This is a genomic window from Treponema denticola (genome assembly GCF_024181645.1).
GTDB classification, from domain to species: Bacteria; Spirochaetota; Spirochaetia; order Treponematales; family Treponemataceae; genus Treponema_B; species Treponema_B denticola_A.
Window position 1 is genome coordinate 247135 of record NZ_CP058624.1, and the last position, 26865, is coordinate 273999.

Below are 26865 nucleotides of genomic sequence, written 5' to 3' on the forward strand. Positions count from 1 at the left end.
AATTTTTTTACAGAAGACCTGCTTTTTCAAAGTGTTTCTTTAAAACTTTTTCACCCAAAAGCCCGCCGAGGAGTCCGCCTAAAAATGCTGTAACATAAAGAATCGGCATAATCCACCATGGAAGACTCGTCAATTCTCTTGCGTAGTCGGTGCTTATCATTTTTTCAGTGAGAGCAAAATATTGATCTTTTGAAAGGAAGATTTGCCAAAATGCTCCGCAAAGCCATAAAGACATAATTGAATATCCTGCGATACTGCCCTTTGCCGTATTATAGCCGAGTACTTTTCGTACGATTTCTGCAATGGCCGCAACGATTAGACTGTGGATTGCAACTACAGGTGTGTGTCCCATGAGGGTCATAAGACATCCGGGAATTGCTGCAAAGATAAAAAGGCCGAATGGCTTTTGCACCTTTGCAAGCAAAAACATTACCGCAATTCCTAAAATTAAACTTACGGTAAAGGGAAATGCCAAATAGGTTATAACCAAAAAACCTAAGGGCATACCGATTACAAAAAGTCCTACAAGATAAATAACGGAAAAAATGCCGATATTGATTAAATCCTTTAAAGCTAACTTGTTGTTCATAAACAATCTCCTTATTTTCTTATTACCGAAAAATACAGCCGTCGTTTAAAGTGACGGTACTGTCATCAACAGCTAATATTATACAAAAAATAGAAATTTAGTCAACTATCGGTAACTTTTTTTCGGGGACTATGACGATTATAAACGGTAAGCTGTCCGGCCGTTTTTTTTATAGTGTTATTAACAAGTGATTTTGTAGTCCTTGTTTAATCTTATTATTTTGTGTAAAATTGAGGGATTACAAATATTGATTGCCATATTAAGATATTACTTTTATGGAAAATTAAGGAGAAATCTATGAGTATTACAAAAGATATTGAAAGCTTAATCCCTCACAGAAAACCTTTTTTGTTTGTGGACGAGATTATCAGTGCCGACGAAAACGGGAGTGTGAGTGAACACGTCTTTACCCAAGACGAATTCTTTTTTAAGGGGCACTTTCCCGAATACCCTGTTGTGCCGGGGGTTATCCTTGTAGAAACAATGGCTCAAGCCGGAGGAGCTGCTTTGAGTTTTCAAAAGATTTTTGAAGAAGGTTCTTTATTCTTTTTGGCTACAGTAGATAAGGTTAAATTCCGCTCTCAGGTTAAGCCCGGCGACAAGGTTAGAATGGAGGTTACGAACTTGCGTGTATCTCCCCGAATGATTAAGCAGGCAGGTAAGGCCTATGTAGGAGGAACCCTTGCCGCCGAAGCCGAATGGATGTGCCTCGTCGGCAAAGAAGCTTAAAGCCTATTTTGAAATATAGTCCCCTGCAAAGTCCATAACGCTTACGGTACCGTAGGGGGCATTAGCCTCGTTGTTATAACCTATACCGACCTTCTTAAATTCCGGTTTGAGGATATTTATGCGGTGTCCGCGATCCGCCACTCCGTCGTCGATTAAAAGCTGAGCTACAATTTCTCTCCCTGTCTTAGGCCCGTATGCACAGTTTTCTCCGCCAGTTATAAGCACCTTTCCATAACGGTTTATACGGTCAAAGGGAGAAGATCCGTCGCTGCCGTAATGACCTGTTTTTCCTGTTTTTGCTTGGTCATCGGCAAGCCATTGGGCGGCAGAACACAGGCCTTTTTCAAGTTCTAAAAGCTCCATCGGTTTTGTCTTCATCAGAACATCAATACATTCTTGTACTGTTGATGCTCCTTCATTTGTTAATATAGGAATTTGTCCCGGAGCCTTATAAAATTTTCCGTCAAAGTATTTCAATCGAGGTTTAATTTCTTCTTCGGCATATTTTTTAGGGTTGCGTCTTACCCTGTTAAGTTCAATTAGAATATCTCTTACGATAGGGCTATGTGCTGCATTATCATTTGAAGGAACATGTTTGGATGCCGGCGAAGAAAGACTTTCGCATGAACTTAAAAAAATAAAGACGGCAAATATCCAAAGTGCAAATAATTTGTTTTTCATATCCTTACCTCCGAAGAATTGAATGTGTAATTATAACATGGATTATGTCTTATATCAATATTACTTGATAATTTTTATCTTATCAATTATACTTTTTAACTATGGAATACACAAAATCGATTGAGGAATGTATCAATGCTATTGAGGTTGTAAATTGTTTTGGAAACGATAAATCTCTTATAAATTCTATAGAGTATGATTCGCGTAAGGTTCGGCCTTGCAGTTATGACGATAAGACGGGCTTAAAAAAAGGAGCCGCCTTTTTTGCTCTTCCCGGGATTCATACTGACGGAAAAAAATTTATAAATTCTGCAATCGAAAACGGAGCCGTTTGTGTCTTTTATGAGGGAGATTTAAATAATCATTCTTGTGATGAAATTTGTTTTATTCAGGTAAATGATGTGCGCAAAACTATGTCCAAGGTTTCTGCCCTTCTTTATGATGAGCCCTCAAGAGCACTAGGCCTAATAGGCGTTACCGGAACCGAAGGAAAGAGCAGCACTGTTTCTTTTATCTTTCAGCTTTTAAACCTTTGCGGAAAAAAGGCAGGCTTTTTTTCTACTGTCGAATACTCCATAGACGGAAATGTAATTCCGAACCCGGAACATCAGACCACTCCCGAATCTAACATCGTTCAGCTGCGTCTGGCTCAAATGAGGGATTCAGGCTGCGGCTATGCCGTAGTGGAATCTTCTTCTCACGGCCTTTCCCCGAAAACGGCCCGTCTTGAAGATGTGATCTTTGATGCAGGCGTTTTTATGAATGTAACTCAGGAGCACTTGGAATTTCACGGAACCATTGAGCAGTACCGATATGACAAGGCCAACCTTTTTAGAGCTCTGGATAAAAATCCGGAAAAAGGATTTCCCATATTCGGAATAGTAAACTATGAAGACCCGTCCGCTCCTTATTTTATGGAAGCAACTAAAAAAAATGTCTACCCTTTTAGCACCGAGCTTAAAGACCTAAAAAAGATTGAAGAATATAAAGGTCTTTTTGCAAAGGATATTGAAGAGTCTTCAACCGGAATTAAATTTACGCTTTGCGATTTTTCCTCAAAAAAAGAATACGGATGCGAATTAAAACTTGCAGGAATCTTTAATGTAAAAAATATTCTCGCCTCGGTCTTCGCAGTACAAAGAATTACAGGGCTTGATATCGCGCGCATAATCGAAAAACTACCTCTTGTAAAACCTGTAAAGGGAAGGATGATGCTGATAGATGAGGGACAGGATTTTGAGGTGCTTATCGATTATGCTCACACGCCTTCTTCCTTTATGACAATTTTTCCTTCAATAAAAGAACGAATAAAAAAATCGGGAGGGAAGGTTATAAGTCTTTTCGGTTCAGGCGGAGAAAGAGACGTAAAAAAGAGGCCGGAGCAGGGAAGGATAGCAGCCCTATATTCCGATATTGTAATTCTTGCAGACGAAGACCCTCGAGGCGAGGATTCCGTTGAGCTTTTGGAAATGATAGCCGCAGGCTGTCCCGAAAAAAAACGCGGAGAAGAACTCTTTATAATTCCCGATCGCCCCTCTGCCATCAAAAAAGCATTCAGCCTTGCAAGTAAAAACGATGCAGTCCTCCTTTTGGGAAAAGGCCACGAAAACTCCATCATCTTTAAAGATAGAACCATGCCCTACGATGAAGAAGCCACGGCAAGAAAATTGTTAAAAGCCTTGCTTGAAAAATAAGACTCTAAGTTTAAAAGAATAAACCAAAAACTTCGTAACAATGCCAGATTCCAAAGGGCGGCAAGCCCTTTGGCAGTTTTTTAATCAGCCTCTTGTAAATAGGCGAGGCAGATACAAGGCACAAACAAAAAACACTCGCAGTCGTGCTTTTTGCACGTCGAGGACTGTTTTTTGTGAAGTAACGCAGTAGATGTCCGCATATTTACAAGAGATTTATAAGAGTATAGACAATAACATAATATCCGAAGGCCTAATCCCCCTAATCCGGCTTGCTTGCCCTATGGTTTCGGGGCGTACTTCTTTTAGGCGGGCTCGTGACTCGGTAGAAAGGCCGGAAACTGCATCATAGTCAAAGTCGGCCGGAATTTTAGTGTTTTCCATACGCTTGACCTTGGCTATCTTCCTGTTTTGAACGGCTATATAGTGTTCATACCTTATTTCAAGCTCGGCCGATTCTAAAAGTTCTGTACTGTAATCCTTGGAATTTTCATCTATTGCACATATACATTCAAGGGAAACTTGAGGGTCATGGAGGGCATCGGCAAGACTCTTCCCGATATGGTTTTTAAGTTCGGGATTTTTTGCAATGAGTTCCCTCGTAATCTTTATATCCTTCCATAGCGATATTATTCTTTCTCTGGTTAAAAGTTTTTCTTTTAGGCGGTTTGAAGCCTCCTTGGTTTGAAGGCCTATCTGATAAGCCCTTTCCGTGAGCCTTTCATCGGCTGTGTCATGCCTGAGGTTCAGTCTGTACTCTGCACGGGCCGTAAACATTCGGTAAGGCTCATCCACGCCCTGAGTTACAAGGTCGTCTATCATAACGCCTATGTAGGCCTCATCCCTCTTTAGCACAAAGGGAATATATTTTTCGTCCTTAAATTTTAGAGAGCGTGAAAAAAGGGCTGCGTTTATACCGGCGATTATGCCCTGGCCTCCGGCTTCTTCATAGCCTGAGGTTCCGTTTATCTGTCCTGCCAAAAAGAGGCCTTCAATCCGCCGTGTCTGAAGATCCGATGAAAGCTGGATAGGCGTAACATAGGCATAGTCTACGGCATAGGCCGGGCGGGTAATTATTACCTCCTTAAAGCAAGGAATGGTTCTTATCATTCTGTCCTGCACATCTTCGGGAAGGGATGAAGAAAGCCCGTTTATATAAAGCTCTTCCGTGTTTAAGCCTTCCGGTTCTATGTAGACATGGTGGCGGTCCCGTTCGGGGAATTTTTTAATCTTATCTTCGATGGAGGGGCAGTAGCGGGCTCCCGTCCCTGTGATTTTGCCCGAAAAAAGGGCGGCCCTGTGAAGGTTTTCCCTTATTATATCGTGGGTTTCCTGATTGGTATGAGTTATATAGCATTTTGCATAGGGCCTGTGTATTTCCGCATTTGAAAAAGAAAATGGCCGCATAATCTCATCGGCTTCCTGCTCTTCGGTAAGGGAAGAATCGAAGGAGCGGCGGAGGATACGCATGGGCGTTCCCGTTTTAAGCCTGCCTACGGTAAAGCCCTTCTTTGCAAGGGCGGGGCCGAGGCCTATGGCTGCTCTTTCGCCAAGCCTTCCGTCGGGAGATTCGTATTCGCCTATGTAAATCTTGCCTTCCATAAAGGTGCCGGTTGCAAGGACTACCGCCTTAGCCGAAAATTCCCTACCTCTTTCCGTCTTTACATATTGAACACTTCCCTTTTCTACATAGCCCGACTCATTTGTGTTTGAAGAAACTATATCGATAACGGTGTCCTGAAAAACATGGAGGTTCTTTTCAAGCTCTATTGCGTGTTTTGCCAGTTGAGAATAAAGAAATTTGTCGGCTTGAACCCTCGGCGCCTGAACTGCCGGCCCTCGGCTCTTGTTTAAAAGCCTGTACTGAATCATCGAGGCATCTGCGAGTTTCCCCATTTCGCCGCCGAGGGCGTCTATCTCGCGGACTATGTTTCCCTTGGAGATGCCGCCTATCGAAGGGTTGCATGAAAGGCGGCCTGCACTGTCGAGAGTCTGGGTAATCAGCAGGACAGCTTCCCCCATTCTAGCGGAAGCTAGGGCGGCTTCAATGCCCGCATGTCCTGCACCTACGACGATTACATCATAATCGGAAAATCTATACATTTTTTTGTAAAACTCTTATTTGTAAAATTCTGCAAAGGCCTTTGTAATATATTCCTGATCGTCGGTGCCTCCCAATTCCCGCACCGAATGCATACCTAAGATGGGGTTTCCGATATCGACACTCTTTATGTTAAGGTTAGAAACGGAAATCGGGCCTATCGTCGAGCCGCCGGCCATATCGGAGCGGTTTACGAAGTTTTGGCATGGAACCTTCGCCCTTGCACAGATATCCCTAAAGATTGCAGCCGATATACCGTCGGTAGTATAGCTCATAGAAGCGGCGACCTTAATTGCGGGCCCCTTGTTCATAAGCGGGAAGTTTGTAATATCGTTTTTTTCCGTATAGTTGGGATGAAGGGCATGTGCCTGATCCGCAGAGATTAAAAAGGATTTTGCCAAGGCTTTTTGCAATTCTTCAAAGGCATTTCCCTTTGAGGTGCTTACGATTATTCTTTGCAATGTATCGTGGAGGAAGGGGCTGCCCGCTCCTTGGGCTGTCCTTGAGCCGACTTCTTCGTTGTCAAAGATAGCGGCAACCTGCACAAAGTTTGAAGGAAGGGCATCGCCTAGGGCATCGATGGAGGCACAGGCCATTCCAAGGTTGTCTATTCTTCCTACGGAGAAAAACTCGTTCTTTGCTCCGATAAAGCAGCCGGGCTGTCTGTCATAGAGGTAGAGGTCAAAGTCCAAAATCTTGTCAACCGTTACTCCGGCTTCTTCGGCGATAAGGTTCATCAAAAAGCCCTTTTCTTCAAGTTTTTCGTTTATTAAAGCGATTAGGGGGAGGGTGTCTTTTTGCTTGTTGAATTTATAGCCGTCATTTATCTCCCTATTCATGTGAATGGCAAGGCTCGGAATTGTCAAAAGGTTTTTATCGAAGTTGATAAGTTTTACTTCAGGTTTTAAAAGGTCTCCGGTTTTGATGATAACCCTTCCTGCAGCCGAAAGAGGTCTGTCAAACCATGTTGAAAGGATTACCCCTCCGTAACCTTCGGTGTTTAGTTTTAAATAGTGATTGTTTACCTTAATTTCGGGATTGGGCTTTATGCGGAAAGTAGGGGAATCGCTGTGGCTTCCTACAATCCTAAAGCCGTTTTCGGCATTGCCGGACTTGGGCATTTGCCATGCTATTAAAGCGCTTCCGTTATTTGTTACAAAATATCTTCCTTGAGGCTTTAACTCAAAGCTGTCTTCTCTGTTTAAATGAACAAAGCCCTTTGCTTCTAAAAATTCGCCTGCATTTTTTATTGCATGGTAAACCGATGGGCTTTTGTCGATGAACTTCATCAATGCTTCCGCTTTTTTCATATTCTAAGCTCCTTATTCTGATGTATTGAAGATTATATCAGAATATGGAATTCAAGGCAATGCGTTCCCCTACAAAAATGCTGTAAGTGCGGTATAATTACGATAAACATCTACTATGTTAAAGTAAAAAATTACAGTTTTTCTATTTCTGATTCGGGAAGGCCTGTCATTAACAAAATTTCAGAAGTTGGATAGCCTCGCTGTTTCATAAGTATAGCTGTTTCTCTCTTAGTTTTATAAGCTCCTCTATCCATAGCATCCATTTCAAAAGTAGACATTAATCTGTATTCCTGTCTTGCTTGTTCATTATTTTTTATTGTTTGTATCATAGCGTCTATCCTCCTTGTAAATTTACTCTTTGCTTTACCTGTTTTAAAGTATTCTAAAAATTCCTTTAATTCCTTATTTTTAGTATCATTAAAGGCTTCTGCGTTTATTATAACCTTTTTTGTTCCATCGTGTAAAGATATATTTTTATCTTACAAAACATGAAATCGTTTTGCAATGTTAAATCTTCAAATCTTTTTACCACTTCTGTTCTCCTATTAATTTTTTAAATTCCCTCTCCCCATTATGTTTATAAGAGTTATTTGAAAAAAAGAGTAAATTATAAAAAATTTGTGACGAATTTATGTGACTAATTTGATTGATAGTTTTTTATACTTAAACTAATTATTCTACAAATTTAACAAAATTGATATTTTGACCCTTGACTTTAAGTTTTTTTGTTTGATATATTTATAGTATGAAAAAGAATTGCATAAAAGCAGCACTCTTTGTTATGGTATTTTTAAGAGGTTTATTTCTTTTTGCTCAAGAAACGAATGAGGAGCCTAAGATGCAAAAAGACCGGCTTCATTGGTCTTTGGGGCTTTTGCTTGAAGGAAATATGAATGTGCCGAAAGACTGTGCCTTGGGCACGGGGCTTTACGGAATGGTTGTTCTGCCTGATTGGGTAAAGGTCGGCAGGTTTTCGGCCGGAGCAAAGCTTTTGTATTCGACTGGATTTAAAAGATATAGTCTGCTTGATACGGCGCTTTTGTTCCGTTGGAATTTTTATGACTTTGAAAAATTAAAAAAAGTAGATTCGGGCTTTTTTTTCCAAGCGGAAGGAGGCCTTTCCTTAGGCTGGAACCGCAAGGCTTCAAAACCCTTTGTGTTCGGTTTGGGGGAAGCGGCGTTCGGCTACCGCTTTACAGTAAAAAACTTTTTTATAGAGCCCTACATAAGAGGCGGTTATCCTGTAATATGGGCCGCCGGAATAAGCGGAGGATTTAGAATATGAAAAAGACTTTAGTTATATTTTTAGCGGTACTTTTGGTATCGGTTTTATCTTGTACAAACCCTTTTTTAAAAAAGATGTTGGTTGAGGATGATACAGTAAAGCCCGATCTAGACTCTTTTGAAGATGCAGGCGACTTTGTAAAAATAATCCCGCCTGCAAACGGCATCGCAGGCGTTGAGCCTGACCCCGCTACCTTACCCGGAAATGAAGCTAAGTGGAAGGGCGTATTTATTGCCGGCCGCAAAGTAAAATTAAGCCCCTACAAGCTGGGCAAGACAGAGGTAACCTATAAACTTTGGAAAGAAGTCTATGATTGGGCTACTGAAAAAGGGTATCAGTTTGCTCATCCGGGGACAAAAGGCAGTTCCGGAACCGGAAATGACAAAGAACAACCTGTAACTAAAGTAAGCTGGCGGGACTGCATTGTGTGGTGTAATGCCTATACGGAAATGAAGATGGATGAAAATGAATGCGTATACCGCAAAAGCGATTCTACCGTATTAAAAGACTCAAGGGACTCAGCCGGGGCTGCTTGCGATGCTGCCTATGCCGATATGAAGAAAAGAGGCTTTCGCCTTCCAACCGAAGCCGAATGGGAGTATGCTGCCCGCTGGCAGGGAAGTGTAGAAACAAATGCGGTTCAATACGGCGATGTATGGCTGACCAAACTGTACAGTGCAAGCGGAGCAACAGACAAGTGGGACACGACTGAAACGGGAGAGGTTGCATGGTATTCTGGTAATTCAGGTAGTAAAACCAATCCTGTAGGAAAAAAACGGAAGAATGCTCTCGGTTTACATGACATGTCAGGAAATGTCTTGGAATTGTGTTTTGATTGGTATAATGATAACCCTGCGTCAAACGATAACGCTTATACGAGTGAAGGTATTGTTACCGATCCCCAAGGTGCCGCATTGGGCAATCGGCGTGTTGTACGAGGCGGTTTTTGCAGCGAGAGTGCGAAGAACTGCACTGTAGGGCTACGGAACCACAGCACCCCTTATGGGAAGGGCGACGCTCTCGGCTTCCGTGTGGCTTGCCGGCCGTGAGGCTCTGAAAAATATAAAAGGGCGTAAATTTCACAACTGGCACGGATGCCGGTGGTTTAAACTTACGAGTTTTTTGCGAAGCAAAAATACTCGAAGCTGAAAAATGTACTCTGGACGTACATTTTTCAGCGGTTAAATCAGTCCTGCAAAGCCTCCGAATGCCATGGATAAAAGGGCTGCCGCTATAAAAAGAATGGGCGTCCCTTTTAAGAATTTCGGAACGGGGGCATTATCTATTCTTTGCCTTAAACCTGCTAAAAGCAGGAGCGAAATCATAAAGCCTAAGGCCGAACCTGCCGCATGAACAAGGGCTTGTACAAATGTATAGCCTTCATCAATGGCATCGATTGTAACTGCAAGGATTGCACAGTTTGTCGTAATCAGAGCCAAATAAACTCCCATCGAGCTGTAAAGAGCCGGAGCCGCTTTTTTTAGGTAGAATTCTACCAGCTGAACCAAGCTTGCAATTACCAAGATAAAGATAAGGGTCTGAAGGAATTCGAGGTTTCCTATCAATACGTAATTGTATATGGGATAGGTTACGGCTGTGGCCAAAAGGGTAACGAAGAGTACGGCCCAGCCCATGCCTACCGATTTTTTTACGTCGGAGGACATTCCTATAAAGGGGCAAAGGGCTAAAAACCGCATTAAAACTACATTTTTTACAAGAATTGCAGAAAGAAAAATACTAAGTGTTTCGGGCATTTTTTACTCCTCCTCTTTTTTAGCTTCCGGCTCGGCTTGCGGAGCAGGCTGGCTTTGAATCTTCTTTTTAGGTCTTTCTAAAAGCATTTTTGCAAATAGGTTTATCGAAATCATAATCCCGAATACAAAAAAACCGCCGGGTGCATTTGCAAAAAAGCGTATGTGATAGGCTTCGGGTATAAAAACATTTCCTGCCAAGGCTCCCGAGCCTAAAATTTCTCTTATGGCCGAAATAAGCACAAGCACTATCGTATAACCGACTCCCATTCCCAGAGCATCCAAAACGGATTTTCCAGGGCTTTCTTTTGAAGCAAAGGACTCTACTCTTCCCATAATAATACAGTTTACAACGATCAGCTTAATAAAAAGCCCCATCGCATCCGAGAGGGCAGGGGTATAGGCCTGCATCAAGAGGTCTACAATAGTCGTAAAAGAAGCTATTACTATGATAAAAACAGGAATTCTTATATCCTGAGGAATTAATTTTCTAAAAATACTTATGATTAACTCGCTCATAACGATAACAAAGGTCATCGCAAGACCCATTCCAAGGCCGTTTAATACGTTGGTTGTAACGGCAAGGGCCGAACAAAGACCTATCATCAGTACTAAAAGAGGGTTGCTTTTTATAATCCCGTTTGTGAAAATGTTTAAGTTTTTCATTTATTTTCCCTCCTCCAAGTTATTTTTGGTCATATATTCTATTGCCGTAACGGAAGCATCTTTTACGATGGCTGCAACACCTCTCGAGGTTATCGTAGCTCCTCCGATTGCGTTTATATCGGCATTTACTTCAAAGGCCGAATCAAGAGCCTTTCCGTTAAACTGTCCCGCAAAGGGTTCTTCCGCAGCCTTGCTTCCTAAGCTGGGCGTATCGGTAAGCTCTAAGAATTCTATCTTGCGTATTGTTTTGTTTAGGTCCATAGCTATCAATATGGTTGCACTTGCATAGGTGGGACCCTTAGCGGTTATGGTAAGACCTACGGTTTTTCCGCCGTTTACTGCCGTATAAGCATTTAAAAACTTGGTTTTGTTTAAGCCTTCGGGGATTTCCGCACTTATTTCTTTAAAGTCTTCAGCTTCAGGAAAAACGGCCTTTAATGCTCTGTTTGTTTTTTCTGCCTTTACTTCAGCAATGCGCGGGGCTGTAAAGCTGTAAACTGCGGCAAGGGCTAAACATGCTATGACCGCATAGGCTGAAAGGGTAAGGGCTAACTTTATCATCTGTTTCATTTTGCAGCCTCCTTGTTCTTTTTGGGCGGTTTTACATAGCCGTATTTTACGGGTATAAGTTTGTTTAAAAACGGAACTACGGCATTCATTATAAGGATACTGTACATAACACCTTCAGGCATACCTGAAAATAGGCGGATAAGGCCGGTTATAAGGCCGCAGCCTGCTCCGAAAAGAAGTTTACCTTTTGGCGTTACGGGGCTTGTTACATAATCGGTTGCCATAAAGACGGCTCCGAAGGCTAAACCTCCCGAAGTCAGGGTTAAAATAGGATTGATACCTCCGATTGCGGTAATTGCAACGGCTGTTACCATCATGGTAACGGGCGTTCTCCAGTCGATAACCTTTTTAAAAAGAAGATATGCAAAACCTAAAAGAATCAGGAGTATGCTTGTTTCTCCAATACAGCCAGCGTGGTTTCCCAAAATAAGCTGAGTATAAAGGTCCGTGCTCGAACTTAAATTTAAACTCTTTGCTATTTCCGAAGCACTCAGTGCGATTCCTTCTTTTGCGTTTATGAGCTTTAGAGGCGTTGCCGTACTCATTGCATCAAAAAAAGAATTCCCCGGCTGTATCCAGCTTGTCATTGCTCCCGAAAAGCTTACAAACATAAAGGCTCTTCCTACCAAGGCAGGGTTAAATACGTTTGCACCAAGCCCCCCGAAAAATTCCTTGCCTACAACTATTGCAAAAAGACAGCCTAAAATAAGCATCCATATCGGAAGATTCGGCGGAATTACAAGGGCTATCAAAAGGCCTGTAATCACTGCTGAAAGGTCTTTTACTCTTATATCCAGATTACATATAAGCCTAAATAGGCTTTCAAAACCTACACAGCAAAGAACCGAAACTACGATTCTAATCAAGGCAGGTATCGAAAAAAGATAGATTCCATAGGCTGTCAGGGGGAGCAGGGCTATGATCACATCCAGCATTAAGTTTTGAGTCTTAACCGGTGTTACAACATGGGGTGCCGGAGACATAAATATTTCGTTTTTATCCGATTCTGCCATTATTTGCCTCCTTCTTCGGTTTTTGCAGCCTCAGGCTCTTGTTTTTGAGCTTCTGCTGCTTGTTTTTCTGCGGCTGCGGCCTTTGCGGCAGCTTTGGCGTCTCTTTTTTGCTTTTCTTCCCTTGCTATCTGCTTGCCGACCTTAAACCTTTGAACAAGTTTGATGCGGGCAGGGCAGGTATAAGCACAGGTTCCGCATTCTACGCAGTCCAAAAGACCGCAGCGGATTGCTTCTTTAGTATTTCCTGCATTTAATGCTCTAACGATTAAAACGGGAGAAAGGCGGCAGCTGCATACATCAATACACTTACCGCAGCCTATACAGGGGCTTTCTTCTTCTAAAGAAACCTCTTCCTTTGTTAAAAAAAGCACGCCTGAGGTGTTTTTTTGAATAGGAAAGTCGGCGTTTTTCATGGCAAAGCCCATCATCGGGCCACCCGAAACTATTTTTACAACTCCCGGTTTAAGGGAAACTACGCTTGGAATAAGGTCGCCGACGCAGGTTCCTATAGGGGCTATTACGTTTAAGGGCTTTTCGCAGGCCCCGCCTCCTATGGTTAAGGCTCTGTCGATAAGCGGTTTACCCAAACGGAAGGCTTCTGAAATAGCTTTTAAGGTTCCTACGTTTTGAATAACACAGCCTATCTGAAAAGGAAGCCCTCCTGAAGGGATTTCCCTGTTTACGACTGCATCCGTAAGAGTTTTTTCTCCGCCCTGCGGATATTTTGTTTTACAAAGCTGAACGCTTATATCGTAGGCACCTGCGGCAATCGGATTTGCTTTGATTTTTGAAATGGCTTTTTCCAAAACCGGAACCAAATCTTTTTTATTGTCTTCGAGGGCTATAATTCCTTGTTTTGCACCTACTATACGCATAGTTATTGCAAGTCCGTCTACAATGCTATCAGAATCGCTGAATATGGTTGCAGCATCCGTGCAAAGATAGGGTTCACATTCCGCGCCGTTTGCAATTACATACTCGATTTTTGCATCAGTGGGAGGGCTTAATTTTACATGAGTAGGAAATGATGCTCCTCCCATGCCTGTAATGCCTGCATCCCTTACTCTTTTAAGAGCTTCTTCCTTGGTACATGTAAAAGGATCAAGGGGAGGCATAAATTCTTCCCTATTTTCTTCATCGATTTCGATTAAAAAACAAAGATTTTCCGTATTTCCGGTTACAAGATGAGGCTCTATCTTTTTTACCTTTCCTGAAACGGAGGAATGGACGGGAGCCGACATAAATTTATCGGTTTCGGCTATCTTTTGCCCTCTGGCAACCAAATCCCCTACGCTTACAAGAGGTGTGTTAGGCATGCCTCCCTGCGTAACAGGAATCCAAACTGATTTATTTGACGGTAATACCTTAACTACGTTGTCGCTAGGTGAGACCGCCTTTCGCTCGGGCGGATGCACTCCGCCTTTAAATGATTTTATACCCATACAAGTATTTTATACATAAGTAATGAAACTTTCAAGAGGATAATAATTAATTTTCTCTTTCAAAGATAATGGGTTCATCACCTGTAGGTGTCACATCGTTTATACTCAACTTAATTTTTGTTAAAACCATCCGCTGCACATTTTTCTTTTCGCTTATTTCAAGCAGATAAAATTTAGTTGTATCTTTTTCCGATTTCATCTGCATTATGATTTTTTCGTTTATTTCTAAGATGTTAAAATAACCTTTTTCAATATCTTCAGATTGTTGAAGAGTATAAGAATTTCCTAAAAGATCTAAAAAAGTATTATTTGCCGATTTCCATTGATTTGACGATTTTGATAAAATGCTTTTTGCTTTTTCCGCATTATTTTCTTTTTCATTGGTGTTATTTAAAAGTAAATTTGTGTTTTTCTTATACTTTCCATTCCAAAGAGAGGCTGTTCCGAATTTAATTCTTAAAACGTCTTCAATTACTCGCACTTGTATTTCATCAAGTCCCTTAATTTCAATTTCGACTCTTCTTACAATATTCGGAATCGACTTATTGTTTGTTGTAAAAAATAAACCGTACCTTCGAGGTAAGGTTGTTTTTATTTCATATATTTCTTCAACATTGTCTAAATTAAAAATAATATGACTGTCGTTTTTGTCAAAATAAACACTCCTGCCTGTTTCTTCATTTCCATCTTCTTGAAACCATAATCCGGATAAAAAGTCTATAAAGGATTCCATATTTCCGCTTTGAAGCTTTCTTAAAAGCTGAACCTCTATTTTTTCACCCGGAATTGTCTTTTTTAAACCTTCTTCATATTTTTGTGTTTTGACGTTCCACGTATATTCAGTTTCAATTTGGTTTAGAGTGTTGGGAGCCGAAGGATCGGAGTCGTAAGTGTATATACAATATGAAGATAGACTAACAGGGGTTTCGTCTTGAGTTTCAATTTCTTTGATTTGAATCTGCATATCCGCATGTAGGTCGGCTATTTGGGTAAACTCAATATTTCCGTCTTTGTCCTTTTTGATAGTGTGTATGGATAAGGCCTGCCTATTATCCGATGTCATTCCGGAATAAATAAGGGATTTAGGATCTTGCGTCAAATTCATAATGTAGAATGTAAGAGACTTAGGCTGTGTGATTGTTGTTCTTATTTCTTCAATCCTTTCCCATTTTTGCGTTATAGGGTTTTGAATTGAAATAATCAGGTATAAAAAAGGATCCAATAGTTTTTTTACGGCAATAATTTGGTCTTCTACACCGTCTTCATTTAAATCATCCGAAATAGCATCAACAAAGGTTTCATCATTGAATAACTCCAAAAATATTCTTGTTTCAGTATTCGCTGAATAATTTTCGTTTTTTTTATCTTTGTTGTCTATTTGTGAAGAAACTATGGGGATTATTGTTTGCGTAACAATTTTTTCTTCACCTTTTGTATTTGACCGTATAAACTTTAAATAAATTAAAAAGCTTAATACAGCCAAAACAATAAGAGCCGAAATAATATACATTATGCGTTTGAACATACTTTGTTTAAATCCTTATCCGTAATTATGGTTACTAATGGTTACGGATTATCTTTTTTGATTAAGGCTGTGTTTTCGTCGGATTGAACCCTTTCTTTATCGTTATTTTTTATTATATCGGAAAAAAGAGCCTTGCTTGTTTTTACAACCCTCTCATCAAGTCCCATATCAACCGTAATTTCATACCAATTATCGTGTTTTATAATTCTTGATTCAACTAAATAAGGACTTGAAAACTTTTTTTGTTTCCCGCTGTATTTGGATGTCATAGGAGCATCTTGTTCCAGATCCGTCAACATAAAAAGAACCTTATACCTTCCGTTTTCGCCTCTTTGGTTTACGGCTTCCTGTATTTTATCGAGAGCCCTTCCTACATCGGTAAACCTTCCGTTCGGGCTTATTTTATTTACCGTTTTAATTATCTTGTCGGTGTCTTCTTTGCTCTTTATTTCAATTGAAATCAAATGTTCGGGACTTTCATAAAACTGATAAATGCTTATCCAATCACCGGTGATGATAATTTGGTCTATCAGTTCGTCAAGAATCCATCGTTTTAGACTCTCAAATTTTCCCGGATCCTGCATGGATAATGACTTGTCAATCATAATAATCATGTCAACAGGCATTGTTCTTTCGCCTGCATTTAAATTAAATAAAACTCCCGCTAACAGTAAAAATATAAAAATAAGTTTTTTAATTTTCATAAATACTCCTTTTTTATGCTTTATATGCAATATTATATAACATATTTAAAAAAAAATCATCAACTTTAAATAAAAACTCTTTACATTATGCAAAATATGTTTATAATTATACAATAGTGATATATATTGTAATTAAACAAAATTGCTAAAAGTAAGGAGAGTTAGGAATGGCAAATTTAGATCTACCACAGAGCCCGAATGTATTCCATCCCGAGAAGCCCAGTGCTGTCGGTTCTAGGAACTCATTGGCTCAAGACTATCGAGATCAGCAGAAAGAAGTTAATCAGCTGATTGAAGAAGAAACAAATAAAGTGTTACACCACTTGACCACAAAGCTTCCCAAAGAAGTCCTTGAAAGATTGGACGTAATGGGCGGTGTCAAGGAAAAGTTGTATAACTACTTTAACCAGAACTACCAGAACATGTTCAACCGATACATGGTAACGGCTGAAGATGAAATGCTCAAAAAGGTTCGAGGATTTATCGATCGGGAAGAAATGAAGGTTTTAGACCGCTATACTCCGAAAGAAATCGCAAACCTTCTTGATGCAGTCGGCGGTGCTGACAAGTTTAACACAGGCGAAATCGAAAAATCGATTGTAAATATGTACGGACACTTACAGGGCCACGTACAGCGCGGTGTTAATGATTTGGAAACCTTGACAAACTCATTGTTAAGGCAGAAGACGGACGTAGGTGCTTTCGTTCGAGGTGAAAACGCATACTCAATCGTAAAGTGTGCATTTAAAGACAACCTCTACAAACCGAAGACTGTAACCGATGTTAAGCTTTCCGTAAACATTCTTGATACGGAACTTATCAGCCCGATCTTCCAGTATCAATCAACAGTCGAATATCTTATCAAAGACCTCTTGTCAAATCACTACATGGATGTAATTGACAAGGAAATTGAGAAGATAAAGGACAAGAGAATTGATCAGGGATTGGATGAATTGTCTGACGGCGAAATCGTTTTTGCAAAAATCGATAAGGTAAAAGATATCACTGATGATGATGTTGAGAATCCCAAGAGCAAGAGGTACGATGTAGTATCCAAGCAGCTTATGGAAAGAATCAACAACTTGCGAGCTGAAATCGATCCTGAGACCTTTGATCAGCTTAACATCAGAGAAAACATTAAAAAGATCATTGACCTTGAAAACATAAGAAACCGCGGATTTAACACGGCTATCAACTCGATTACCTCAATCCTTGATACTTCAAAGATGGGATATCAGTACATCGAAAACTTAAAGAATGCCCGTGAGCTTATCTTGCGCGAGTATGATGACACGGATATCGCTAATCTTCCTGATGAAAGGTATCAAATCCGCCTCAAGTACTATGACAATGCTCAGTTAATTTCGGAAAGACAGGCTTATGAAGTAATGATGAGCTCTTTCGAAACTGAAATTCAGCACTTGTGGGATGTAGTACGCGCTACATACGACAAATCCAAGTTTATGACAAAGATCACAGACTTTGACGATTTGGCTGCAAATTACAAGAAATTCATCAAACGAAAGTACAAAGAGCCCTCAGGTGAACCCGTATACGAAGATACGGCTCATGTTTGGGATGAGATCTCCTTTGTTAAGCCTCCCGAAACCGAAGTTGAAAAAATGAACAGAACCTATGTCTACGAAAAAGATAAGCTCCGCAAGAAGCTTATTATTATGCGCAAGAGAATGAAGGATTTATATGATTATCAATATCCTATCGAAAGACGCGTTATCGAAGACAGACTTTCATTCTTGGAAGCCGAATTCAACAAATTCGATTATTTGATCAACCCATTCCACATTCAGCCCGGTCTTTTGCTTGATCTTGATATTACATCAATTAAGAGAAAGAAGGCTACATTGGACGGAATGGCTAACGTGCTCAACGAATTCTTGCACGGTGTATCAAAAGGCTTTGCCGACGCAGCATTTGCTTCGTTCAGCCGCCGACGATCCACAGTTCGTGCCGATATTGCACAGAGCTTTGCTGCCGCCGAAGATGATGATCCCAAAGCTGCCGGAGCTGCAGGCCGCTCTCAGTTTATCGATATGCTGAACAGCACTCCTGCCATTGAAGCTCCTGCAGCCGAGGCTGTAAGCTCTCCGGCTAAACGCAGAGGACCCAAAAGGGGGGCCGCTAAGGCAAAAAAGACCGGCTCTGTTGATGCAGGACGAGGCCGACGAAAGGCTAAGTCAGGAATTAAAGAAATCTAATTTAGGATTTTAGAGCTTAACTGATTAAAAATTTAAGCCCCTGGAACAACCCCGTTTCGGGGGCTTTTGCTTAAAAAGGAGTAATTATGGTTAATATGACTAATTTTTTTGTTCCGCTTGCTAAAAAGACTGATTTTAATGTTTCCGTTAAACATATTCAGTCTGTTATAGAAATTTTAGAGGACTGTGATCCCAAAGAAAATATTGCGGACAAGATAAATCTTATGATAAGAGAACAGACGATAAAGCCGGAGCAGGTTAGGGCTATTCTTTCGGTTTCTCTGCTTGATAAATGGAATTATAAAGTTGTATCTGAAAATTTGAAATTTATTTTGGAAGATGCTTCCTCTTTTGTTGCTGAGGTTGCCAAATGGACCGGTATTGATTTGGTTTTTGGCTATGATCATCCGGATTTGGGTTTTATAGTTATAAATCCGAAAAATCCTGCGGCTGCTCAAGTTATTCAAGGATTTAGAAAAAATGAGCTTCTCTTAATATTTGTAGGAAAACAAGACAGGGGCTCTGTCGATTCCGGTCTTGCCGATTCCGTTATTTCTGCTATTCATAAACTATTTGAGAAGAAAGCTTGCTCGGTTCCTGCATCTGTAAAAGCAGGCCCTTTTATATATGTTGAACCCAAAAAAGCTGCTCCTGTAAAAGTTAAAAAGACTGTTACAAAAAAACCGGGTAAAAAAGTTAAGGCTGCTGCTCCTGTTGCTGTTGCAGCTAAAGTGCAGACTAGCTCGGCCGTCCCATCACATTTAGAGCGCCCGTCTGCCGTGTCCACAGGACCTAAAAAGATGTCGCAGCTTGTTTCTGTTCCTGTTTCGAATGAGCTCTTTCATAACGGAAATGTTGAAGCATGGAAGAGAATTATAAGAAGTTATACTGCAAAATATCAAGATGCTGAAGTTATGGTATACTATGACGGAGAGCGTATTGTAGATATAAATACCTTATTTAAATGGGGAAAGGTTAAACATGGAAGTACAATCCAATTTGCCGTTTCTGCAGCAGAAATTAATGACCTTTCAAAGTTGTCAAAATATTTTAGGCAGGGAGCCAGTCCCATGTTTGAAGCATTTTTGCGCGGATCTCCGGATACCGTATTAAATCTATTTTAAGGAGTAAAAAATGAAAATTTCAAACAACATACACTTTTTTAATAGTAAAGAGACTGTCAGTAAAAAAGTTGACAAGAATTTACTTGGTATCCGAGGAAGACAGGCAAACGAATTTGCAGAACTAAAGCTTCCGATCTTACCGGGTATTATAATTGATGCTTCTGTGGTGCAGGATCTAGGCGATGTAAAGATATATTCCGAGATATCTTCCTATTTAAGCAAATTCGGCTCAGAAGTAAAAAAAACATACGGCGATGCCGACTCTCCATTGCTTTTAAAATTAGTTATTTCGCCCAATATGCTTATTACAAGCTATCCCACCCTGCATAACTTCGGTCTTACCAAGGATACTGTGATAGGATTTCAAGAAAATGTAGGTGAAGATTTTGCCGCAAATGAAGTTCTGTTTTTGCTTAATGGAATCTTAACCGTTGTGCTAAAAATCGAAGAATTAGAGAAAAATGAACAGAAAGTTAAAGATTTGGAAAAAGCCTTGCATGATATAAAAGAATCAATGAAAATGGGTAAAATCGGTTTAAAACCCGGTGCCATCATGGATAAATATTCCAAATTCTTACCAAAACACTTTTTTGATGATTGCAAAGTTCAGCTTGAAGAGTCAATCCATCTTATTGCCCGTCTTTTGACCCTTGAAGAAGATACCGACCATGATGTGGCTCTTTTGATTCAGCCCATGGTTTACGGAAACTACGGAAAGGATTCATATTCCGGTTCTTTCTTTAGCCGAAATATTGTAAACGGCGAGAAAAAATTACAAGGTCAGTTCTTTGCCGAAAAATTCAATGAGGTAAATGCCGAAGGTAAAGATATTAACTCAATAAAGCCGGAATATTTAAAACAATTCCAGCAGATTGCATGGCAGCTTGAAGATTATACAAAGGATATCCGCAATATTCGATTTACTATTGAAGCCGGAAGACTTTGGCTTATCGAGCAAAAATCCGTTGAAGCTAAGAGCACAATCTCAATAGTTCAGATTTTGCTCGATTTATATAATCGAAAAATAGTAGATGCCGAATATGTTGTTCGAGCCGTTAAGCCCGGTCAGTTAAACGAGATTTTACATCCCGTAATCGACATCATGAGTACAAAGGGTATGAAGTCATCAAAGGGCGGTATAGCCGGTGCTCCGGGAGCCGCAGTGGGTAGAGTCTATTTTACTGCCGACTCCCTTATTGAAGCTCAAAGAGCAGCAAAGCTTCAGGGACTGGACACAAGATGTATTCTATGTATGCCTGCAACCTATGCAGGAGACGTAAAGGGTATAGAGGTTTCTACAGGTGTTATATCGAACGAAGGCGGCTATTCGGCCCATGCTTCCGTTGTTGCCCGACAGTACGGTAAAATATCTCTTGTACGCCCCGATATGAAGATAAGCGGAAAAAAGGCCGTTATTGAGGGTGTTACTATAAACGAAGGCGATTATATTACGCTCAATGTTCCTTATTACGGCGACTCTACGGTTTATTTCGGTGAAGCAAAACTGATTGAACCAGATCCCGAAACATCAGGCCTTTTGGACTTTATAAGCCTTGCAAAGAGCTTCTTATCAGGCTTCCATGTAAGAGCCAATGCCGACAGTCCCCGTGATGCTCAGCTTGCTTTAGATTTCGGTGCTGAAGGTATAGGCCTTTGCCGAACCGAGCACATGTTCTTTAATGAAAAGAGAATAAACACCTTCCGTGAAATGATTTTAGCTCCAAGCGAAGCTGAAAGAAAAAAGGTGCTTGATAAACTTCAAAAAGTACAAACGGAAGATTTCTACGGAATCTTTAAGGCTATGAACGGCAAAGAGGTTACTATCCGCTTGTTGGATGCTCCTCTCCACGAATTCCTGCCTCATAATGATATTGAGCTTGACGGTTTTGTAAAATATTTGACAGCCCAAAAGAAAAAGGTAAGCAAAAAAGATTTGACTGCGGAAATCGAAAAACTTTCCGAAATCAATCCTATGCTTGGTCACAGAGGATGCCGAATTGCCATAAGCTATCCTGAAATTTATGCTATGCAGATAAGGGCTATTTTTGAAGCCGCATACAAGCTAAAAAAAGAAAAAGTGGATGTAAAACCTGAAATTATGATTCCCCTTATAATGAACTTTAGAGAATTAAAGCAGATTATTTATGGAAAGAAGATTGAAGGTCATGCTTATTTAGGTATCGATGCTATTGCCGAAGAGGTTAAAGCTGCCGTAAAAGGCGGAGACCTTGATTACAAGGTTGGAACCATGATCGAGCTTCCGGCTTCAGCCTTAAGTGCCGATGAAATTGCAAAATATGCACAGTTCTTCTCTTTCGGAACCAACGACCTGACTCAAACAACATTAGGTCTTTCGAGAGATGACTTTAACAGCTTTATGCCGGACTATACCATGTACGACCTTATCGACGGAAACCCCTTTGCCGTGCTTGATAGCCGTGTAAGGGACTTAATCGAAATTGCAATTCAGCGCGGTAAACTTACCCGCCCCGATTTGCACTTAGGTCTTTGCGGTGAACACGGTGCCCGTCCCGAAAACGTACGCTTCTGTATGGATGCCGGATTGAACTATGTTTCATGTTCGTCTTATTCCGTACCTATTGCCCTTCTTTCGATTGCACAAGTTGAGCTGGAGAATGCGGAAAAAGCAGGGATAAAGCTTACACCTAAAGCTCTTGTTTCGCGAAAGGCTTCTTCGGCAGCACCTAAATCGGCTGAAAAGAAGCAGGCAACCGGAAAAAAGCCTGTAAAGGCAAAGTCTGCACCTGCTAAAAAGCCTTCTTCTGCCAAGAAGAAGACTGCAAAAAAATCTAAGTAATTTTATACGGCTCCGTTTGGAGCCGTTTTAGATGTTTATGACAGTCTGCAAAAATGTGAATTTTTGCAGGTATTCTTATCTTAATTTTATGGGAGTATTTTATGGAGTACAAAATTATTGGAGATGCTTTTCCTGCCGTTGTTTGTAAACTTAGAGCAGGAGAAAAGATGATAACTCAATCAGGCGGAATGGCTTGGATGAGTTCCGGGGTTTCTATGGAAACATCTGCCGGAGGAGTCGGTAAAGCCCTCGGAAGGATGTTTTCGGGAGAAAGTTTATTTTTAAATAAATACACGGCAAATACCGATGGAGAAATCTCTTTTGCCTCAAGGTTCCCCGGTGCTATAAAAGCATTTGAAATCACTTCGGGCTCTTCCCTGATTGCACAAAAAACCGCTTTTTTAGCTTCAACTGAAGGTGTTGACCTTTCGATTCATTTTCAGAAAAAACTGGGAGCAGGCTTTTTCGGCGGTGAAGGTTTTATAATGCAAAAACTTTCAGGCAATGGAACGGTTTTTCTTGAAATTGACGGTTCTGCAGTAGAGTATACTTTGGGTGCCGGTGAAACAATGCTTTTGGATACGGGATATCTTGCAGCAATGGAAGAAACCTGTAAGATGGAAGTAGAGATGATAAAGGGTGTAAAAAATATCCTTTTCGGCGGAGAGGGATTATTTAACACGAAAGTTACCGGTCCTGGAAAAATAATTGTACAGACAATGCCTATTCATGCGGTTGCACAATCTTTGATTCCGTTTTTACCACATGGAAAATAATCGGTTTTAAAGCAAATTTTTATTAGCCGGTGAGCGATGCTTACCGGCTTTGCCGAGAGATGTCCTTATAGTTATTTTGTAACGTTAACTTATCTTTGTGTTTTTACAATCGCTTAATTTGGAGAATCCTATGGCTAAAATGCAGATAATAAAATCCGAAGATTTCGGTTATGATTTTATTGATGGTAAATATTTACCGTCCGGTAAAGACGAGTATTATATAAGATTTAATCAAACTAATTACCAAAATCGTAAATATCGGCAATTGGATTCGGAAGAAATTGAACGTCTGATAAAAAACGGAAATTCCAGTACTGATTGGTCGATGGTCTTGGTTGAAGACCCTTTTGATACCGATTTGATAACAAACAGTCTTTTTGCCGGTTTGGTCCGCATTGCTTCAACTCAAAATTTTTACTTAAAATATCATGATTTTACGGTTCCTGCAGGAATTACAAACAGTAAGATTATTTCCTGCGATATAGGGGAAAACTGTGCAATTCATTATTGTGCCTATCTTTCACATTATATAATAGGCGACAGAGTTATTTTGAGCCGGATTGATGAAATGTGTACGACCGACCATTCAAAATTCGGAGAGGGTTTAGTAAAAGACGGCGAAGATGAAAAGGTTAGGGTAACAATAGATACGCTCAATGAGGCCGGAGGAAGGGAAGTTTACCCCTTTTATGATATGATTACGGCTGATGCATTTTTATGGGCAAGGTATAGGGATGATTCTGCTCTTATAAAAAAGTGTGAAGAAATAACTCAAAATTCTAAAGACTCAAGCAGAGGTTATTACGGTGAGGTCGGTTCCGATTCCGCAATAAAGAGCTGCCGAATTATAAAAGACGTTAATTTCGGTTCTTCGGTATATGTGAAGGGAGCAAATAAACTTAAAAACTTGACTATAAAATCAACAGCTGAGGAGCCCTCGCAGATAGGGGAGGGAGTAGAGCTTGTAAACGGTATAATAGGTTTGGGCTCCAGAGTGTTTTACGGAGTAAAGGCAGTCCGCTTTGTTCTCGGCAATAACTGTGAATTAAAATACGGTACAAGGCTCATTCATTCCATAGTTGGAGATAACTCGACCATTTCTTGCTGTGAAGTTCTCAATGCTCTTATCTTCCCGTACCATGAACAGCATCACAATAACTCTTTTTTGGTTGCAGCTATGATTCAAGGACAGTCCAATATGGCTGCGGGGGCTACTGTAGGTTCCAATCACAACACAAGAGGAAATGACGGCGAGATTATCGCAGGCCGCGGTTTTTGGCCGGGGCTTTCTTCAACTTTAAAACATAATTGCCGTTTTGCTTCCTTTGTTATTCTTGCAAAGGCAAATTATCCTGCAGAGCTTGATATTCCTTTTCCTTTTAGTTTGGTTTTAAATGATGCTCATGAGGATAGGCTTGAAATTATGCCTGCCTATTATTGGATGTACAATATGTACGCTCTTGAACGCAACAATAAAAAATTCTTAAAACGGGATAGAAGAATAACAAAGACCCAGCACATTGAAACCGACTATCTTGCTCCCGATACAGCTGCCGAAATTTTAAAAGCCCGCACTCTTCTTGAAAAATGGATATGTGCAGCTTGGACTGATGCCGGGAACAAACCTTTAAGCATAGATGAAATTCTCAAAGATAAAAAAGATGAGGCAAAGAATCTTTTTGTACAGGGTGAAAATATCGAAAGGTCTAAACGCCGGGTAAAAATAATCAAGTCTGTAGAATCTTATGAGGCTTATCAAGATATGCTGATATGGTATGGGGTTACAATCTTAGCCGAGTATTTTGATAAGGGTTTAGATAAGATTGGAATGAGTATTGAAGAGTTTAAACTTTCAAAGGATTTTGATTTTAACTGGGTAAATATGGGCGGTCAGTTGATCCCCGAAAAAAAACTCAATTCAATTAAAGAAGACATAAAGTCAGGAAAACTTAATACTTGGCAAGATATTCATAAATCTTATGATGATGCCTATGATTCTTATTGCCGTGATAAGGCTGAAAATTCTTATGCTGTTCTTTGCGAGCTTATGAAGGTTAAAAAGATAGATAAGGCCCTTTGGAATAGGCTCTTGGAAAAAGCTGCATCAATAAGAAAATATATTGAAGAACAAATATTCTATACAAAGAATAAGGATTATAATAATCATTTTAGGGATATAACTTACCGGAATTCTGAAGAAAGAAAAGCTGTTTTGGGAAGCGTAGAAGATAACGCCTTAATTATTGAAGCAAAAAAAGATACAGAATATTATCTTAAACTTTTTGAAAGGCATAAGGTTTAGATAAAAATGGAAAAAGAAGTCGAAAGTTTTAAAGGAACAAAAACAGCCGAAATGATTTTGCTTTTGGACAAGGTCTATAAAGAAATTGAAGAAGCCGAGAATGAGTGGATGTCAAAATGTCCTATTAAGTGTATAGACGGGTGCGGAGCCTGCTGTGTTCATTTTGAACCGGATGTTTATGAGGTTGAGGCTCTTTATCTTGCCTCCTGGCTCCTCTTTCATCAAAGGGAACGGGCATTGCAAATACTGGAAGGCCGTTTTAATGAAAATGTTTTAGATAAAAAAAACGGATGCCTCCTATTCGATATAGATAATCCTTATCATTGTACCGTATATGAAGGCCGTTGTTTAATATGCCGTCTTTTCGGTTATTCCGGAGATCACGGCAAAGACAGATCCGTGCGCTGGCGTCCGTGCAAATATCTGATTTCTATGGATAAAAATCTTTCTGCTTCAACCATTAAACAATACTCACAAGAAGATTTGCTCAATGCTTTTGGTACACTGCCTCCGGTTATGAGCGATTTTTCTTCACGGATATTGTGTTTTATGACTGAACAGGCGTCTCATACCCTTCCGCTTAGGAATGCTTTACCTGCTGCAATTTCTAAAATTCTTATGCTTGAAAGATATTCTAACAATCCGGAATTTGAACCTGATACGGATCCTGAAACTCCGCCTCTTGCTTCTTAAAATAAATTAGCTGAAACCTTATTCCCTTTTTTCCCTCTTTGTGTTAGTATCGCGGTCATGGAAAATTCACAGTTAAATCAAGGAGTCCTTGAAACGGACTCCATTAAGAAAACGAATTTCTTGCCGGTAATTTCCGGACTCTTTGTAGGCATTTTGGTTTTGTCGAATATTCTTGCGGCAAAGATGGTACAGCTTGGACCCTTCGTTTTTGACGGAGGTACTCTTCTTTTTCCTTTTTCTTATATTTTTGGAGATGTTTTAGCTGAAGTCTACGGTTATAAGGCTTCAAGAAAGGTTATTTGGACCGGCTTTTTTATGCTTCTTATTATGAGCCTGAATATCTGGCTTATAAGTGTTCTTCCTGCCGAGGCAGAGTGGATATTTCAAAAAGATTTTGATAACATTCTTTTACAGATGCCCCGCATTTGTGCCGGCAGCCTTTTCGGTTATTTTATTGGAGAGTATTCCAACTCGGTTGTTTTGTCTAAGTTAAAAGTAATAACAAAGGGCAAGTACTTATGGCTTAGAACAATAAGCTCGACATTGGTTGGAGAATTTTTGGACAGTGCCGTTTTTGTTGCCGTTTCTTTTTTAGGCCTTTACAGCATAGATATTCTTATTATAATGGCTTTTTCAAACTATCTTTTTAAAACGTTTATAGAAGTTATATTTACGCCTTTCACTTACAAGATAGTTGCCTTTGTAAAAAAACATGAACAGATAGATGTTTATGACTACAATGTAAGTTATAATCCCCTTCCGGGAAAATAGGTTTAAAAAATACCCATCCTTAATTTTTAAAGATGGGTAAAACTCATAACTTTATTCGTGCGGAGGGTTTAATACCCCGACGCTCTGCATCGTAACAAAGGGTATTAA

The 26865-nt window shown here is 40.1% G+C and carries 22 protein-coding genes and 1 pseudogene; 11 read left to right on the top strand and 12 right to left on the bottom strand.

Annotated features, from left to right (window positions below; translation table 11 throughout):
* Positions 1-7: 7 nt before the first annotated feature.
* On the bottom strand, positions 8-589 hold the full coding sequence (locus HO345_RS01150) for an MptD family putative ECF transporter S component (protein ID WP_253683454.1): 582 nt from the start codon (positions 587-589) through the stop codon (positions 8-10).
* Between the two features lie 297 nt (positions 590-886).
* Between HO345_RS01150 and fabZ the strand changes: the two genes are divergently transcribed.
* Entirely contained in the window at positions 887-1318 is a 432-nt protein-coding gene (fabZ, locus tag HO345_RS01155; protein WP_253683455.1) for a 3-hydroxyacyl-ACP dehydratase FabZ, read from the top strand.
* Between the two features lie 3 nt (positions 1319-1321).
* Here the strand turns inward: fabZ and HO345_RS01160 are convergent, their stop codons facing one another.
* Complete coding sequence (locus HO345_RS01160; protein ID WP_253683456.1) at positions 1322-1999, bottom strand: CAP domain-containing protein; 678 nt, start codon at positions 1997-1999, stop codon at positions 1322-1324.
* Positions 2000-2100: 101 nt separating this feature from the next.
* Here HO345_RS01160 and HO345_RS01165 point away from each other — a divergent pair, with 101 nt between their 5' ends.
* A complete protein-coding gene (locus HO345_RS01165; protein ID WP_253683457.1) occupies positions 2101-3693 on the top strand; it encodes a UDP-N-acetylmuramoyl-L-alanyl-D-glutamate--2,6-diaminopimelate ligase in 1593 nt (530 codons plus the stop codon).
* A 213-nt stretch (positions 3694-3906) separates the two neighbouring features.
* Here the strand turns inward: HO345_RS01165 and mnmG are convergent, their stop codons facing one another.
* The 3 genes and pseudogenes from mnmG to HO345_RS13055 form a co-directional block, all read right to left on the bottom strand.
* Positions 3907-5793: a tRNA uridine-5-carboxymethylaminomethyl(34) synthesis enzyme MnmG gene (gene mnmG / locus HO345_RS01170; RefSeq protein WP_253683458.1), complete on the bottom strand. Its 1887-nt coding sequence runs from the start codon at positions 5791-5793 to the stop codon at positions 3907-3909.
* Positions 5794-5808: 15 nt separating this feature from the next.
* Positions 5809-7101, bottom strand: a complete 1293-nt coding sequence (locus HO345_RS01175) for a M18 family aminopeptidase (protein WP_253683459.1) — start codon at positions 7099-7101, stop codon at positions 5809-5811.
* Between the two features lie 131 nt (positions 7102-7232).
* Positions 7233-7580, bottom strand: a pseudogene (locus tag HO345_RS13055) (nuclease/transposase family protein); the annotation flags it as partial.
* Positions 7581-7846: 266 nt separating this feature from the next.
* Here HO345_RS13055 and HO345_RS01185 point away from each other — a divergent pair.
* A complete protein-coding gene (locus HO345_RS01185) occupies positions 7847-8386 on the top strand; it encodes a hypothetical protein (protein WP_193328954.1) in 540 nt (179 codons plus the stop codon).
* On the top strand, positions 8383-9435 hold the full coding sequence (locus HO345_RS01190; protein ID WP_253683460.1) for a formylglycine-generating enzyme family protein: 1053 nt from the start codon (positions 8383-8385) through the stop codon (positions 9433-9435). The genes HO345_RS01185 and HO345_RS01190 overlap by 4 nt, the downstream gene beginning before the upstream one ends.
* A 132-nt stretch (positions 9436-9567) precedes the next feature.
* Here the strand turns inward: HO345_RS01190 and HO345_RS01195 are convergent, their stop codons facing one another.
* From HO345_RS01195 to HO345_RS01225, 7 genes are read right to left on the bottom strand one after another with little or no spacing between them, the layout of a single operon-like run.
* Positions 9568-10140: an electron transport complex protein RnfA gene (locus HO345_RS01195; protein ID WP_253683461.1), complete on the bottom strand. Its 573-nt coding sequence runs from the start codon at positions 10138-10140 to the stop codon at positions 9568-9570.
* A gap of 3 nt (positions 10141-10143) precedes the next feature.
* Complete coding sequence (gene rsxE, locus HO345_RS01200) at positions 10144-10803, bottom strand: electron transport complex subunit RsxE (RefSeq protein ID WP_010694856.1); 660 nt, start codon at positions 10801-10803, stop codon at positions 10144-10146.
* The gene (locus HO345_RS01205; protein WP_253683462.1) at positions 10804-11373 is read right to left on the bottom strand and encodes an RnfABCDGE type electron transport complex subunit G; all 570 of its coding nucleotides are present in this window, start codon (positions 11371-11373) and stop codon (positions 10804-10806) included. It lies immediately after the preceding gene.
* Positions 11370-12386, bottom strand: a complete 1017-nt coding sequence (locus HO345_RS01210; protein ID WP_253683463.1) for an RnfABCDGE type electron transport complex subunit D — start codon at positions 12384-12386, stop codon at positions 11370-11372. The genes HO345_RS01205 and HO345_RS01210 overlap by 4 nt, the downstream gene beginning before the upstream one ends.
* A complete protein-coding gene (rsxC, locus tag HO345_RS01215; RefSeq protein WP_253683464.1) occupies positions 12386-13828 on the bottom strand; it encodes an electron transport complex subunit RsxC in 1443 nt (480 codons plus the stop codon). The genes HO345_RS01210 and rsxC overlap by 1 nt, the downstream gene beginning before the upstream one ends.
* 46 nt (positions 13829-13874) lie before the next feature.
* A complete protein-coding gene (locus tag HO345_RS01220; RefSeq protein WP_253683465.1) occupies positions 13875-15353 on the bottom strand; it encodes a pallilysin-related adhesin in 1479 nt (492 codons plus the stop codon).
* Between the two features lie 41 nt (positions 15354-15394).
* The gene (locus HO345_RS01225) at positions 15395-16057 is read right to left on the bottom strand and encodes a vWA domain-containing protein (RefSeq protein WP_253683466.1); all 663 of its coding nucleotides are present in this window, start codon (positions 16055-16057) and stop codon (positions 15395-15397) included.
* A 167-nt stretch (positions 16058-16224) separates the two neighbouring features.
* On the opposite strand from HO345_RS01225, the gene cfpA reads away from it, so the two are divergent.
* From cfpA to HO345_RS01260, 7 genes are all read left to right on the top strand, one after another.
* Positions 16225-18273 (top strand): cytoplasmic filament protein CfpA, encoded by a 2049-nt coding sequence (gene cfpA, locus HO345_RS01230; RefSeq protein WP_253683467.1) that lies wholly within the window; start codon positions 16225-16227, stop codon positions 18271-18273.
* 86 nt (positions 18274-18359) lie between these two features.
* A complete protein-coding gene (locus HO345_RS01235) occupies positions 18360-19397 on the top strand; it encodes a hypothetical protein (RefSeq protein WP_253683468.1) in 1038 nt (345 codons plus the stop codon).
* A 10-nt stretch (positions 19398-19407) separates the two neighbouring features.
* On the top strand, positions 19408-22215 hold the full coding sequence (locus tag HO345_RS01240; protein ID WP_253683469.1) for a putative PEP-binding protein: 2808 nt from the start codon (positions 19408-19410) through the stop codon (positions 22213-22215).
* Between the two features lie 101 nt (positions 22216-22316).
* Positions 22317-22991, top strand: a complete 675-nt coding sequence (locus HO345_RS01245) for a TIGR00266 family protein (protein WP_253683470.1) — start codon at positions 22317-22319, stop codon at positions 22989-22991.
* 130 nt (positions 22992-23121) lie between these two features.
* Positions 23122-25293, top strand: coding sequence for a DUF4954 family protein (locus tag HO345_RS01250; RefSeq protein WP_253683471.1), 2172 nt, complete (start codon positions 23122-23124; stop codon positions 25291-25293).
* A gap of 6 nt (positions 25294-25299) precedes the next feature.
* On the top strand, positions 25300-25986 hold the full coding sequence (locus tag HO345_RS01255; RefSeq protein WP_253683472.1) for a YkgJ family cysteine cluster protein: 687 nt from the start codon (positions 25300-25302) through the stop codon (positions 25984-25986).
* Between the two features lie 57 nt (positions 25987-26043).
* Positions 26044-26757, top strand: a complete 714-nt coding sequence (locus HO345_RS01260) for a queuosine precursor transporter (protein WP_253683473.1) — start codon at positions 26044-26046, stop codon at positions 26755-26757.
* Positions 26758-26865 lie beyond the last annotated feature (108 nt).

Excerpts from the sequence above, each read along its gene's own strand:
- HO345_RS01165 (WP_253683457.1), top strand. The coding sequence starts at position 2,101 with ATGGAATACACAAAATCGATTGAGGAATGTATCAATGCTATTGAGGTT.
- HO345_RS01205 (WP_253683462.1), bottom strand. The coding sequence starts at position 11,373 with ATGAAACAGATGATAAAGTTAGCCCTTACCCTTTCAGCCTATGCGGTC.
- HO345_RS01190 (WP_253683460.1), top strand. The coding sequence starts at position 8,383 with ATGAAAAAGACTTTAGTTATATTTTTAGCGGTACTTTTGGTATCGGTT.
- HO345_RS01175 (WP_253683459.1), bottom strand. The coding sequence starts at position 7,101 with ATGAAAAAAGCGGAAGCATTGATGAAGTTCATCGACAAAAGCCCATCG.
- HO345_RS01260 (WP_253683473.1), top strand. The coding sequence starts at position 26,044 with ATGGAAAATTCACAGTTAAATCAAGGAGTCCTTGAAACGGACTCCATT.
- HO345_RS01160 (WP_253683456.1), bottom strand. The coding sequence starts at position 1,999 with ATGAAAAACAAATTATTTGCACTTTGGATATTTGCCGTCTTTATTTTT.
- HO345_RS01240 (WP_253683469.1), top strand. The coding sequence starts at position 19,408 with ATGAAAATTTCAAACAACATACACTTTTTTAATAGTAAAGAGACTGTC.
- HO345_RS01185 (WP_193328954.1), top strand. The coding sequence starts at position 7,847 with ATGAAAAAGAATTGCATAAAAGCAGCACTCTTTGTTATGGTATTTTTA.
- rsxC (WP_253683464.1), bottom strand. The coding sequence starts at position 13,828 with ATGGGTATAAAATCATTTAAAGGCGGAGTGCATCCGCCCGAGCGAAAG.
- rsxE (WP_010694856.1), bottom strand. The coding sequence starts at position 10,803 with ATGAAAAACTTAAACATTTTCACAAACGGGATTATAAAAAGCAACCCT.
- HO345_RS01250 (WP_253683471.1), top strand. The coding sequence starts at position 23,122 with ATGGCTAAAATGCAGATAATAAAATCCGAAGATTTCGGTTATGATTTT.
- HO345_RS01210 (WP_253683463.1), bottom strand. The coding sequence starts at position 12,386 with ATGGCAGAATCGGATAAAAACGAAATATTTATGTCTCCGGCACCCCAT.
- cfpA (WP_253683467.1), top strand. The coding sequence starts at position 16,225 with ATGGCAAATTTAGATCTACCACAGAGCCCGAATGTATTCCATCCCGAG.
- mnmG (WP_253683458.1), bottom strand. The coding sequence starts at position 5,793 with ATGTATAGATTTTCCGATTATGATGTAATCGTCGTAGGTGCAGGACAT.
- HO345_RS01195 (WP_253683461.1), bottom strand. The coding sequence starts at position 10,140 with ATGCCCGAAACACTTAGTATTTTTCTTTCTGCAATTCTTGTAAAAAAT.
- HO345_RS01220 (WP_253683465.1), bottom strand. The coding sequence starts at position 15,353 with ATGTTCAAACGCATAATGTATATTATTTCGGCTCTTATTGTTTTGGCT.
- HO345_RS01235 (WP_253683468.1), top strand. The coding sequence starts at position 18,360 with ATGGTTAATATGACTAATTTTTTTGTTCCGCTTGCTAAAAAGACTGAT.
- HO345_RS01225 (WP_253683466.1), bottom strand. The coding sequence starts at position 16,057 with ATGAAAATTAAAAAACTTATTTTTATATTTTTACTGTTAGCGGGAGTT.
- HO345_RS01150 (WP_253683454.1), bottom strand. The coding sequence starts at position 589 with ATGAACAACAAGTTAGCTTTAAAGGATTTAATCAATATCGGCATTTTT.
- fabZ (WP_253683455.1), top strand. The coding sequence starts at position 887 with ATGAGTATTACAAAAGATATTGAAAGCTTAATCCCTCACAGAAAACCT.
- HO345_RS01255 (WP_253683472.1), top strand. The coding sequence starts at position 25,300 with ATGGAAAAAGAAGTCGAAAGTTTTAAAGGAACAAAAACAGCCGAAATG.
- HO345_RS01245 (WP_253683470.1), top strand. The coding sequence starts at position 22,317 with ATGGAGTACAAAATTATTGGAGATGCTTTTCCTGCCGTTGTTTGTAAA.